The sequence below is a fragment of the Streptomyces sp. DH10 genome, from assembly GCF_029813805.1.
Taxonomy (GTDB): Bacteria; Actinomycetota; Actinomycetes; order Streptomycetales; family Streptomycetaceae; genus Streptomyces; species Streptomyces coeruleofuscus.
In genome coordinates this window covers 138264-150031 of the sequence record NZ_JARVKU010000008.1, presented here as the reverse complement: position 1 = coordinate 150031, position 11768 = coordinate 138264, and the positions used below count along the sequence as shown (strand labels likewise).

The 11768-nt window shown below is 73.0% G+C and carries 12 protein-coding genes; 5 read left to right on the top strand and 7 right to left on the bottom strand.

Annotation, left to right across the window (positions count from 1 at the left end; genetic code table 11):
• Together QC385_RS18860 and QC385_RS18855 are read right to left on the bottom strand one after the other, a co-directional pair.
• The gene (locus QC385_RS18860; protein WP_279542482.1) at positions 1-228 is read right to left on the bottom strand and encodes a ferredoxin; all 228 of its coding nucleotides are present in this window, start codon (positions 226-228) and stop codon (positions 1-3) included.
• A 114-nt stretch (positions 229-342) separates the two neighbouring features.
• The gene (locus tag QC385_RS18855) at positions 343-810 is read right to left on the bottom strand and encodes a hypothetical protein (RefSeq protein WP_279542481.1); all 468 of its coding nucleotides are present in this window, start codon (positions 808-810) and stop codon (positions 343-345) included.
• 379 nt (positions 811-1189) lie between these two features.
• On the opposite strand from QC385_RS18855, the gene QC385_RS18850 reads away from it, so the two are divergent.
• Positions 1190-5302 (top strand): nSTAND1 domain-containing NTPase, encoded by a 4113-nt coding sequence (locus tag QC385_RS18850; RefSeq protein WP_279542480.1) that lies wholly within the window; start codon positions 1190-1192, stop codon positions 5300-5302.
• 181 nt (positions 5303-5483) lie between these two features.
• Here QC385_RS18850 and QC385_RS18845 read toward each other — a convergent pair whose 3' ends face one another.
• The 5 genes from QC385_RS18845 to QC385_RS18825 form a co-directional block, all read right to left on the bottom strand.
• On the bottom strand, positions 5484-6071 hold the full coding sequence (locus QC385_RS18845; RefSeq protein WP_279542479.1) for a GNAT family N-acetyltransferase: 588 nt from the start codon (positions 6069-6071) through the stop codon (positions 5484-5486).
• Between the two features lie 27 nt (positions 6072-6098).
• The gene (locus tag QC385_RS18840) at positions 6099-6338 is read right to left on the bottom strand and encodes a hypothetical protein (RefSeq protein WP_279542478.1); all 240 of its coding nucleotides are present in this window, start codon (positions 6336-6338) and stop codon (positions 6099-6101) included.
• Positions 6339-6451: 113 nt separating this feature from the next.
• Positions 6452-6976: a DinB family protein gene (locus QC385_RS18835; RefSeq protein WP_279542477.1), complete on the bottom strand. Its 525-nt coding sequence runs from the start codon at positions 6974-6976 to the stop codon at positions 6452-6454.
• Positions 6977-6985: 9 nt separating this feature from the next.
• Complete coding sequence (locus tag QC385_RS18830) at positions 6986-7450, bottom strand: hypothetical protein (protein WP_279542476.1); 465 nt, start codon at positions 7448-7450, stop codon at positions 6986-6988.
• 34 nt (positions 7451-7484) lie between these two features.
• Positions 7485-8351 carry a bifunctional DNA primase/polymerase gene (locus tag QC385_RS18825; protein ID WP_279542475.1) on the bottom strand — a complete coding sequence of 289 codons (867 nt, stop codon included), beginning with the start codon at positions 8349-8351 and terminating at the stop codon, positions 7485-7487.
• Between the two features lie 372 nt (positions 8352-8723).
• Here QC385_RS18825 and QC385_RS18820 point away from each other — a divergent pair, with 372 nt between their 5' ends.
• The 4 genes from QC385_RS18820 (at position 8724) to QC385_RS18805 (ending at position 11684) form a co-directional block, all read left to right on the top strand.
• The gene (locus tag QC385_RS18820) at positions 8724-9047 is read left to right on the top strand and encodes a hypothetical protein (protein WP_279542473.1); all 324 of its coding nucleotides are present in this window, start codon (positions 8724-8726) and stop codon (positions 9045-9047) included.
• Between the two features lie 164 nt (positions 9048-9211).
• On the top strand, positions 9212-10135 hold the full coding sequence (locus QC385_RS18815) for a bifunctional MaoC family dehydratase N-terminal/OB-fold nucleic acid binding domain-containing protein (protein WP_279542472.1): 924 nt from the start codon (positions 9212-9214) through the stop codon (positions 10133-10135).
• The gene (locus tag QC385_RS18810) at positions 10132-10515 is read left to right on the top strand and encodes a MaoC family dehydratase (RefSeq protein ID WP_279542471.1); all 384 of its coding nucleotides are present in this window, start codon (positions 10132-10134) and stop codon (positions 10513-10515) included. Before QC385_RS18815 ends, QC385_RS18810 begins: the two co-directional genes overlap by 4 nt.
• Positions 10512-11684 carry a lipid-transfer protein gene (locus QC385_RS18805; RefSeq protein WP_279542469.1) on the top strand — a complete coding sequence of 391 codons (1173 nt, stop codon included), beginning with the start codon at positions 10512-10514 and terminating at the stop codon, positions 11682-11684. Before QC385_RS18810 ends, QC385_RS18805 begins: the two co-directional genes overlap by 4 nt.
• The last annotated feature ends 84 nt before the right edge of the window (positions 11685-11768 follow it).

Below are 11768 nucleotides of genomic sequence, written 5' to 3'. Positions count from 1 at the left end.
CTACGGGCGGTCCGGTGCCGACGCCGCGTCCGCCGCGTCCGTGATGCTGATGGCCTGGCTGGGGCACTTCTCCGCCGCCTCCAAGATCTCCGGGGCGTCGCCGCCGGTCCGTTCGCGGCCCGGGCGGACGGCACCGAACCCGTCGACGAACTCGAAGACCGCCGGGGCCCTGTGGACGCACTCGGCGGAGCCGTAGCAGAGCTCGCGGTCGACAGAGACCACCTTCATCCCCTTGCATCCCCCTTGTCCCCCACCGGCCGATGCCGGAAGCCGGTGGGACCCGAGGTGTTGACTGCCCAGCGGCAGACCGGCTGAACCGGCCGTCTGGCGCGCTCCGGCCGTCTAGCGTGTTCCAGCCGTCGCGAGCCAGTGGGCGACCCGGCGTACGGCGGCCTCGTCGAGCCGTTCGACGAGTGCCTGGACGGTCGCGTCGTCCTCCGGGGAGAGGTCGTAGAGGCCCGCCTTGCTCAGGCCGGACATGAGGACCTGGTGGCGGCGGCCGGTCATGCGTTCCGCCAGCGGGGCCGGTTCGGAGGCGGAGGCTTCCGGGGCCAGCCGGGACGCTGCCGGTCCCGGCTTCAGGGGCGTGTCGAAGCGGTGCCAGTCGCCGTCCCTCGGCCCCCACAGGGCGAAGGTCCCCTCGTCCCCACGCGCCCGCAGCGTCTGTGTCATCTCGCCGAGGGCGTGCAGCACGGGCGAGCGGTGGGGCGACTGCGCCGCTGTCCGCCAGGCCTGCGCGGCCGGCTGGTAGTACATCGCCACCCAGCGCGGGGCGCCCTGCGGTCGTGGGCTCTCGGGACGTGTCTCCACTGTGCTCACCCCTGTACGTCGCTCCGGAAGCGGTACGGCAGGCCGGCCCTGGCAGCGGCAGGCGAACGGCAGGCCGACCATAGCTGACAGGCCGTCAGTTATCCAGGGTCGGCCGGAGTTGTGGAGCGCGGTCCGCTGGGGAGGATCACCACGTCGTCCGGCACCGGTCCCTCCCCTCGTGGGGACCGGTACCGAACGGTGGGGTCACGGTCGTCCGCCTCCACTGGAGGTTGACCGGATGAGTGTGGTGCTGCGTCCGGATCCTGCCAGTTTCGGCAGCCGACGAGGAGTCTCCGGTTCCGAAGGGGCGGTATTACCGCAGGTCAGACGTATAGAGTGAGTTTTCCGGTCCGGACGTCCAAGCGCGGAGAGTTAAGGAGTGGAGACCTTGGGTTCCGACTCCGGGGCACGCACCGCCTTCGCGGAGCGCCTCGCACTGCTGTACAAGGAAGCCGGGAACCCCCCACTCAAACGTGTGTCCGAAGCGGTCGTCCGGCTCCAGCGGGTCGACGAACGCGGACGTCCCGTCCGGGTGTCCGCGCAGCGCATCAGCGACTGGCGCCGGGCCCGTAACGTACCCGCTCAGTTCACCGCCCTCGCGGCGGTGCTGCACGTGCTGATCCCCGAGGCGCGCCGCGCGCGGCCCACGCCGGTGTCGCCGGGCCTGTACGACCTCGGCCAGTGGCAGCGGCTGTGGGAAACCGCGGTGGCCGGCCCGGTCGGCGAGCGCGGCGCGGCGGCGACGGAGCAGGAGCGGTCTGCCGCCGAGGCCCCGCCCGCGCCCGGCGGGGTGTGCCCGTACCGGGGGCTGGCCTCCTACCGCAGGGAGGACGCCCGGTGGTTCTTCGGCCGGGAGCGGAGTACGGACGCGCTCGTCGCCCAGCTCCGGGCGGTGGCGGAGACGGGCGGCCTGGTCATGCTCGTGGGTGCGTCGGGGGCGGGGAAGTCCTCACTGCTGAACGCCGGGCTGGTGCCCGCGCTGCGGGACGGCGCGCTGGGTGAGGACCTCAAGGGCGGCGACCGTGGCGACGGCGACAGCAGCGGTGACGGTGGCCGGGGCACGGAGGTCGTGCAGCTCGTCCCCGGCGGTGATCCGCTGGCGGAGCTTGCCCGGTGCATCCCCGACCTGGGGCCGGTCGTCTCGGCTGCCAGGGGCGGGGCCGGCGGACCCGCCGCGGAGGACCCCGTCGTCCCCACCACGGTGGGGCCGCGCGTCCCGAGGGGCCCCGACGTCCGCGCCGCCGTCGCCGCCTGGGCGCGGCGCGAGGCGCCGGCCGGTGCGCGGCCGGTCGTCATCGTGGACCAGTTCGAGGAGACGTTCACCCTCTGCCCCGACGAGGCGGAGCGGCGCGCTTTCGTCGAGATCCTGCATGCCGCCTGTTCGCCGGGCGGCGACGGCGAGCGGGCCCCGGCGGTCGTGGTGCTGGGCATCCGGGCCGACTTCTACGAGCGGTGCCTCAGGTACCCCGAACTGGCCGACGCGCTCCAGCACCGGCACATGGTGCTCGGCCCCCTGACCACCGCGGAGCTGCGCGAGGCGGTGACGGGCCCGGCCAAGGCCGTCGGCCTGGAGCTGGAGCCGGGCCTGGCGGAACTGATCGTCCGGGAGGTGAGCGCCGACGGCCCGCGCGGTGGGGGCCCCTCCCACGCCTTACGGGCTGTGGGGGAACACGACGCGGGAGCGCTGCCGCTCCTCTCGCACGCCCTGCTCGCCACCTGGCAGCGCAGGAAGGCGGGCCGGCTGACGCTCGCCGGGTACCGTGCCGCCGGCGGCATCCAGGGCGCGGTCGCGGCGACCGCCGAGCGGGCCTGGTCCGGTCTCGACCCGGCGGCGCGCACGGCGGCCCGGCTGCTCCTGCTCCGGCTGGTCCGGCTGGGCGAGGACACCCAGGCCACGCGCAGGCGGGGCACCCGGCGCCAGCTGGCGGACGAGTCGACCGACCCCGGCAAGACCGAGGAGTCGCTGGAGGCGCTGGTCCGCGCCCGGCTGGTGACGCTCGACGCGGAGACCGTGGAGATCACCCACGAGGCGCTGCTGCACGCCTGGCCGCGGCTGCGCGAGTGGATCGACGACGACCGGCAGGGCAACCTGCTGCGCCAGCGCCTGGAGGAGGACGGCCGGGCCTGGGAGGAGTCGGACCGCGACACCGCACTGCTCTACCGGGGGTCCCGTCTGGAACAGGCCCACGGGTGGGCGAAATCCGCCGGGGACACGTTCCTGACCCGGAGCGCGGTGGAGTTCCTGGCCGCCTCGGTCCGGCTGCGCAGGCGCATCATCTGGATCAGCCGGGGCGCGGTGGCGGCCCTGGTCGTGCTGGCGGTGCTGGCCGGTGGAGCGGCCGTCGTCGCCTGGAAGCAGCGGGACGAGGCCGTGTTCCAGCAGGTCCTCGCCCAGGCCGATCGCGTCCGGGACACGGACCCCTCGCTGTCCGCGCAGCTCGACCTGGTGGCACACCGGCTGCGGCCGGACGACAAGGGCCCGAACAGCCGCCTGATCTCCATCGTGAACGCCCCGCTGGCCACACCGCTGGTCGGCCACAGCGGCGCCGTCTACCTCACGACGTTCAGCCCGGACGGACGGACCCTGGCCACCGCCAGCTACGACCGGACCGTACGGCTGTGGAACGTGGCCGACCCCAGGCGTCCCAAGCCTTTGGGCAAGCCGCTCACCGGCCACACCAGCTGGGTGAGCAGCGCGGTCTTCAGCCCGGACGGCCGCACCCTGGCCAGCGCAGCCGACGACGGCACGATCCGGCTGTGGGACGTCACGGACCCCGGCCGCCCGCAGCCCCTCGCCCGGCCGCTGACCGGCCATGACGGCACGATCTACCTGATCGCCTTCAGCCCGGACGGGCGCACGCTGGCCTCCGTCGGCGACGATCACACCGTACGGCTGTGGGACGTGGCCGACCCGAAGCGTCCGAAGGCGCTCGGCAAGCCTCTCACCGGGCACGAGGCCGCCGTGCGCTCGGTGGCGTTCAGCCCGGACGGCCGGACACTGGCGGCCGGGGGTGACGACGGCACGATCCGGCTGTGGGACGTGACCGAACCCCGGCGCCCGGAGCCGGCCGGAGAACCGCTGACCGGCCACACCGACACGGTGCACTCCGTGGCCTTCAGCCCCGACGGCCGGACGCTCGCCAGCGGCAGCGCGGACGACACCGTGCGGCTTTGGAACATGGCCGACCGGCGTCGCCCGGCGGCGATCGGAGCGCCGCTCACCGGCCACACGGGTGCGGTGTGGTCGGTGGCCTTCAGCCCCGACGGGAACATGCTCGCCGCCGCCAGCGCGGACAGCACGGCGAGCCTGTGGAAGGTCAGTGATCCGGCGTACCCGTCGCAGGTCGGCGGGCCCCTGGCGGGCAGCAGCGGCGAGATGTACGCGCTCGGCTTCAGCCCCGACGGGCGCACCCTCGCCACCGGGACGGGCGACAACAAGGTCCGCCTGTGGTCGCTGCCGACGGCGGACATGATCGGCCGGACGGGAGCGTTCCGGCCGGACGGGCGGGTGCTCGCGACCGCGGCGCTCGACGGACGGATCCGGCTGTGGGACGTGCGGAAGCCCGGCAGGCCCGTGCCGATGGGCGAACCGTTTCTGCCGAAGGGTGGCGTCCGCTCCCTGGAGTTCTCCACCGACGGCCGCACCCTCGCGGTGGTGACGGGAGACCGGGCCGTGCAGCTGTGGAACGTCGGGGATCCGGACCGTCCCGTCCCCCACGGGCCGCCCACCCCCCTGCTCGTCCGGTTCGCCGACCCGCTGGCCTTCAGCCCGGACGGCCGCCTCCTGGCGACCGCCTACGACGACCGCACCATCCAGCTGTGGGACATCGCCGACCCGTCCCGCCCCCGGAGGCTCGGCGAGCCCGTCACCGGTCACAAGGGGTACGTCAACTCCCTGGTCTTCAGCCCGGACGGCCGGACCCTCGCCAGCGGCAGCGCCGACGGCACCATCCGGCTGTGGAACGTGACGGAACCCGGACGCGCCGTCCTGCGCGGCGCACCGCTCAGGGGCCATCTCGGAGCGGTCAACGTCCTCGCCTACAGCCCCGACGGGCACACGCTGGCCAGCGGCGGGGACGACAACTCGGTCAGGCTCTGGGACATCGAGGACCCCTCCGAGGCCTCGGCGGTGAGGAGCCTCAAGGGCCACACGGAGTCGGTCGTGTCACTGACCTTCAGCCGGACCGGCCGCACCCTGGCCAGCGGCGGCAACGACAGCACCGTACGGCTCTGGAGCGTCTCCGACCCCTCGAAGGCCGGCGCGATCGGCCAGTCGATGAGCCCCAACGCCAAGAGCGGCACCTTCCTGGCGTTCAGCCCGAACAGCCACATGCTCGGGGTGTCGAGCGGCACCGACACCATCCGGCTCTGGAACCTGGACGTCGACGCTGCCGCCCGCCGCGTGTGCACGATGACCCGGGGCGTGCTGACGCCGGAGACCTGGCGCGAGTACCTGCCCCGGCTGTCCTACGACCCGCCGTGCGAGCCCTGACGGGGACCGTTCGCACAACAGGCCGCGCAATCAGGGCAGTTGAGTGATACCAGTCACAACTCCGGCTTTGCTGACGGACAGTCGGTTCCGATGGGCAAGCGCTTGTTACCCTTGGCCATAGCCCGACCGCTGGTGCATCCCCCGTCGCCAGCGGTCGGGCGTTCGCGTGTGCGGGTGGCGTCTACGCGGGCGTGTGGCCGCGCAGGTCGAGCCGCATCAGGACCCGGGGGTGGCCGGCCAGCACCGAGGTGGTGTCCGCCTCGTACGTGAAGCCGGCGCGTTCGAAGTTCTTCCGCAGACCGGCGTACGCCATCGTCAGGTCGACCCTGGCGTCGCCGTTGTCGAGGGGATACGCCTCGACCGCCGGTGCGCCGTGGGTCCGGGCGAACTCCACCGCGCCGGCGATCAGGGCGTGCGAGATGCCCTGCTTGCGGTGACCGGGGCGGACCCGGACGCACCACAGCGACCAGACGGGCAGGTCGTCGACGTGCGGGATCTTGCGGTTGCGGGCGAAGGAGGTGTCCGCGCGCGGGGCGACGGCGGCCCAGCCGACCGGTTCGTCACCGTCGTAGGCGAGCACACCGGGGGGCGGATCGGCGCCGCACAGTTCGGCGACGTACTCGCCGCGTGCCGGTCCGCGCAGTTCGTTGTTGAGCTTGGACGGGATCCGGTAGCTCAGGCACCAGCAGACGTTCGCCCCGGGCGACTTGGGCCCCAGTACGGCACGGACGTCCTCGAAGGCCGTGGCAGGCCGCACGTCGATGCTCATGCCCCCACGATGTCACGGGCCGCCCGGCTATGCCCTGGGAGCCGGTGACACGGCCTGGCTGAACGCGTCGTAGAACGGCTGCGCCATCCCGGCGAGAGCCGAGGCGCCCTGCGCGAACGGCGTGATCGGATCGATCGCCCCCGACCGGCTTCCGCCACCGCCGCCACCGCCGCCGCCGGGTTCGGCGGCCAGGGCGGAGGAACCGCCCTGGAGGACGACGAGCGCGAGGAGCACAACAGCGGCACGGGAGAGTGGACGAGATCGCATGCCCGCTTCAACTAACCGCTTCGCCCCTGGTCACAGGCCTGTCATTAGTGTTTAAGACGTAAGACCGACCGCTGCCCGGACGGCGGAGCGCGGGCAGCGCATCGCGGGCCTGCTCAGGCCGACGCCGCGCGCAGCAGTCGCAGTTGGCCGATCTCGGTCACGTTCTTCATCAGTTCCGCGTTCACCCACGCCACCATGTGGGCGACGGTGTATCCGGGGTCGTCCGGCGAGGGGAACGATGCCTTGGCGTCCAGGTCGGCGTCGGTGAGGTCGTCCAGGACGGCCAGCCACTGTGTGCGCAGGCCGCGCAGCCACTCGATGGCCGGTGTGCCCTCGCCCGGCCATGCGATGTCCGTGCGGTCACGGGGCGGGCGGCCCTGGACGTGGTCGAGGGTCACGCTCCACCACCAGCCGATGTGCCAGCTCACCCAGGCGATGGTGGGGACGGGCACGGGGTCGGGCTCGGTGTCCGCCCAGTCCGGTACCCAGGTGCCGTCGGGGCCCCTGCGCATCGTCCAGCAGAGCGGCACCGGCTCCCAGAGGAAGTCCTCCGGCTCCAGCCGCTCCAGGTGGTACTCGAACAACGACCATGTCAACTCGAACTGCCAGCGCGCCAGTTCCGTACGGGAAACGCTCATCGGACGACCCTACGCAAGCGCCCGGGCGTCCCGGGCGAGTCCCGCCCAGTCGAGGTCCCGCAGCCCGGGCTCCGCGTCGCAGCCCGACGGCAGGCGAGGCGTGGCCTGGAACCAGAGAACGGTGAGACGGGAGCGGTACGCGACCGGGTCGCGGGCCGGATCGAGAGCCGCGGAGTGGAACGTGCCGACGCAGGCCACCGGGGGCAGGACCTCGACGGGCCCGAGGCCGCCCGCGTACTGGTCGGGGTAGGCGCGCGGCGGCGGGACCAGGTGCACCGGCGTGCCGGGGCGGGCCCGCGCGGCGGCGCGCAGCAGCCCCCGGATCCGCAGGTCGTTCACCGGCTTGCAGGGATAGCCCTCCAGCAGGTCGCCGTACGTCGACGTGAACCGCAGCTCGGCGAGGTCCACCGGGCGGCCGGAGGCCAGGACGAGGCGGGCGAGCGCCAGGGCCGGCGATGTGTCGTGCTGTTGCATGGAGGTCTTTCGGTGCTCGTGTACGGGGTGTCGCTCATGGCCGGTGTCCCGTCAGCCGCGCAGCCGACGCGATCGTCGCCCGGGCCTCGCGCTCGGACAGGCCGGCACCCCGCGCGGCCTCGACCAGGGCGTCCACGAGCGCGGAGCCGATGCCGTCCTCGTAGGCCCGGCAGGCCGCCCAGAACAGCCGGGTGTTGCGCTGGCCCTCGTGCGCGGCGAGGACGAACTGCACCAGGCCCTGGCCGTGTCCGCCGGTCGCCGGGGGTGTGGGGTGGTGGGCGCGGGGCGGCGGGAGGAGCAGGCGCAGGAGGGAGCGCGGGCAGGGGGCGGGGGCGAGATGGGCGGTTCCCGGGGCCGCGGCGTACACGCCCTGGCCCGTGCGGGAGCCGGGGCCGACGAGGTAGCCGCCAGCGCCCCGGATGTCGATGCCGGGCGCGAGGCGGCCCGCCGAGTTGGGGACGACCACGTCGGGCGGGCCGCTCAGCCAGAGGTGACGGCCACCGGACGGGGTCACGACGACCACCGTCGGCGGGATGGTGAACAGGTGCCGCAGCGCCAGCTCGCGCAGGGCGGCCGAGGAGTCCGTGCCGGTCTTCACGTCCAGGTCGACGCCGATCAGATGGTGCGGGGGCAGGCCGCAGGCGATGCCGTATCCGGTCGCCCAGGGCGCCGCGGCGAACAGTTCGCGGATACGGGCCGGGTCGCTGGAGGCGTCGTAGATCCCGTGGCCGAGCCGTCCGCACTCGCCGTGGCAGCGGGACGGGGCGGGGTCGTCGCGGTGCGGGGAGCGCAGTGCCGGGAGCTTGGTGCGGGACAGGGGGATGACGGCCAGTCCGCGCTCGGCGGCTGACAGGGCATGCGCGAGGGCCAGCGTCGTGGCCTGCCGGTCGGTGGTGGCCATGCTTCTAGTTTCGTACGTATGTTCGAAAAAGGAAAGAGGGGGCGGGTGCGACGCGCCGGGGCGGAGGGCCGGCCAGGGAAAGCGCTGGAACGCTCCGTCCCTTGCGGCACCTGGGGTTCGAATGCCCCTTTCCGCTCCCGTTCGGGACAGAAGTGACGCAAAGGGGTTTTATCGACATGTCATCACGCTTGCGTGCGGATAGGGGCTTCCGGTCTGGTTCGCCGGGGATTCGGTGGGCAACTCTGGATTCGCGACGTCGCGTACCGCACCGGGGTGGTCGGCCAACTTCCCTGGTGGCAGCAGTGCTTCACGCACAGTCGGCCATGAGCCGGCGGTGCGCCCCTGGTTCCGAAGTCCTGGAGGGACAACAACATGGCACGTATCCGTACCGCCCGCGTCATCGCCGCCGTCTCCGCCCTTCCGCTCGCGGCCGCCCTCTTCGCCGGGGTCGCGACGGCGGACAGCGGCGCCTTCGCGGACAACGGATCGATCGCGTCCGCCACGGAGGCCGAGCAGGGCATCCTCGGCAGCGGCGTCGGCGGCGACAACTTCGGCAACGCGGCCACCACGCAGCAGCAGGCCGTCGGCGAGGGTGCCTCCAACCAGAGCAACACCGCCCAGGTCAACGGCTCGGCGTTCACGGCCGTCAACCAGGGCAACGCCAGCACCGCCATCAGCTTCGCCCCGCTGTGGTGAGGAGCTGAGCGGGCCGGTCGACCGGCACCGGCCCGCGTCCTGTGGGGGTGTGCTTCGTGGGGTGACAAGCGCCTGGGCGGCGGTACTTCGGTACCGCCGCCCAGGCGCTTTCGGTGACCGCGGGGCCTTGACGGAACCGCGTATCTGACGGACAGTCAGAAATCGTGAACGGTGAGCCGGAGGTCCACGAGGAGTTCGAGGCGCGCCTGAAGGCCTACGAGGGCCGCCCGGCCGCGGCCACCGGGGTCGGCCGGGACCCCGTCAACGAGCCGATGATCAGGCACTGGTGCGAGGCCATGGGCGACACCAATCCCGCGTACACGGGCCCGGACGCCATCGCTCCCCCCACCATGCTCCAGGCGTGGACCATGGCCGGCCTCTCCCGCCGCCCCGAACGCACGGCGGCCTACGACGAACTCCTCGGCCTGCTCGACGAGTCGGGCCACGACGCGGTCGTCGCCACCGACTGCGAGCAGGAGTACCTCCGCCCGCTGCGCCCCGGGGACGAGATCACCTTCGACTCGGTGATCGAGTCGGTGTCCGGCCGCAAGACCACGAAGCTCGGCACGGGCTACTTCGTCACCACCCGCACGGACATCAGGGCGGGCGGCGAACTCGCCGGCACCCACCGCTTCCGCATCCTCAAATACGCCCCCGCACGCCGGCCGAAAGCCTCGAACGCCCCGAAGGAACGCCGCCCCCGCCCGGTCGTCAACCGGGACAACGCCGGCTTCTGGGAGGGCGTGGCGCGCCACGAGCTGCTGATCCAGCGCTGCACCGGCTGCGGCACCCTGCGTTTCCCCTGGTTGCCGGGCTGCAACAGCTGCGGCTCCCTGGAGTGGGACACCGTCGAGGCGAGCGGCGAGGGCACGGTCTACTCGTACGTCGTCATGCACCACCCGCCCTTCCCGGCGTTCGAGCCTCCTTACGCAGTCGGGCTGATCGAGCTCGCGGAGGGCGTGCGGATCATCAGCAACGTGGTGGGGGTGCCGTACGACAAGGTGCGCGTCGGGATGCCCGTACGGCTCTGCTTCCGGCAGTACGACGACGAGCTGGTGCTGCCCGTCTTCCGGGAGGTGACGCGGTGAACGCCGGCGACCGTCTCCCGCCCCTGGAGATCCCGATCACCCGCACCCTGATCGTCGCCGGGGCGATCGCCTCCCGGGACTACCAGGACGTCCACCACGACCCGGAGCTCGCCCGGCGGGAGGGCTCCCCCGACATCTTCATGAACATCCTGACGACCAACGGCCTGGTCGGGCGGTACATCACCGACCACTTCGGGCCCCGGGCCGTGCTGCGCCGGGTGGCGATCCGGCTGGGCGCGCCCAACCACCCCGGCGACACGATGGTGCTGACGGGCACGGTCGAGGAGGTCGACGGGGACCTGGTGACGGTCCGGGTCGTCGGCGCGAACGGCATCGGCAAGCACGTCACGGGCACGGTGACGGTGAGGATTCCGGCATGAGCCTCAGAGGGCGGGACGGTCTCGGCGGGCGCGCCGCCATCGCCGGCATCGGGGCCACCGAGTTCTCCAAGGACTCGGGCCGCAGCGAACTGCGCCTGGCCGTCGAGGCGGTGCACGCCGCCCTCGCGGACGCGGGGCTGACACCCGCCGACGTCGACGGGATGGTCACGTTCACCATGGACACCAGTCCCGAGATCACCGTCGCCCAGGCGGCGGGCATCGGCGAGCTCTCCTTCTTCTCCCGGATCCACTACGGCGGCGGCGCGGCCTGCGCCACCGTCCAGCAGGCGGCCCTGGCGATCGCCGCGGGCGTGGCGGACGTGGTCGTCTGCTACCGGGCGTTCAACGAGCGCTCGGGCCGTCGCTTCGGCTCCGGGGTGCGGCACCGGGAGCCGTCGGCGGAGGGCGCGGCACTCGGCTGGGCGCTGCCGTTCGGCCTGCTCACCCCGGCCTCATGGGTGGCGATGGCGGCCCAGCGCTACCTCCACACCTACGGGCTGACCCCGGAGGCCTTCGGGCACGTGGCCGTCGTCGACCGCAAGCACGCGGCGACCAACCCGGCGGCGTACTTCCACGGCCGGCCCATCACCCTGGCCGACCACGCCGCGTCCCGCTGGATCGCCGAGCCGCTCCGGCTGCTCGACTGCTGCCAGGAGACGGACGGCGGACAGGCGCTCGTCGTCACCTCCGTGGAACGGGCCCGCGACCTGCCCCGCCCGCCCGCCGTGATCGCGGCGGCCGCCCAGGGCGCGGGACGCGCGCAGGAGCAGATGACCAGCTTCTACCGCGACGACCTCACCGGCCTGCCCGAGACCGCCGTGGTGGCCCGGCAGCTGTGGCGGACCTCGGGGCTCGCGCCCGCCGACATCGACGTGGGCATCCTCTACGACCACTTCACGCCGTTCGTGCTGATGCAGCTGGAGGAGTTCGGCTTCTGCGCCCCCGGCGAGGCACCGGACTTCGTGGCCGAGGAGCGCCTGCCGCTCAACACGCACGGCGGGCAGCTGGGGGAGGCGTACCTGCACGGCATGAACGGGGTGGCGGAGGCCGTCCGGCAGATCAGGGGGACGGCGGTGAACCGGATACCGGGTGCGGAGCGGGTCCTGGTGACGGCCGGGACGGGCGTGCCTACGTCGGGGCTCGTACTGACCGCCGACTCTCAGGGTTGACCCGCAGTACCCCGGGTCCTGCACTCCACCTACAGGAGGTGCGGCGGACCCCACCCCTACAACCTGAGGGGGACCCCGCTTCGG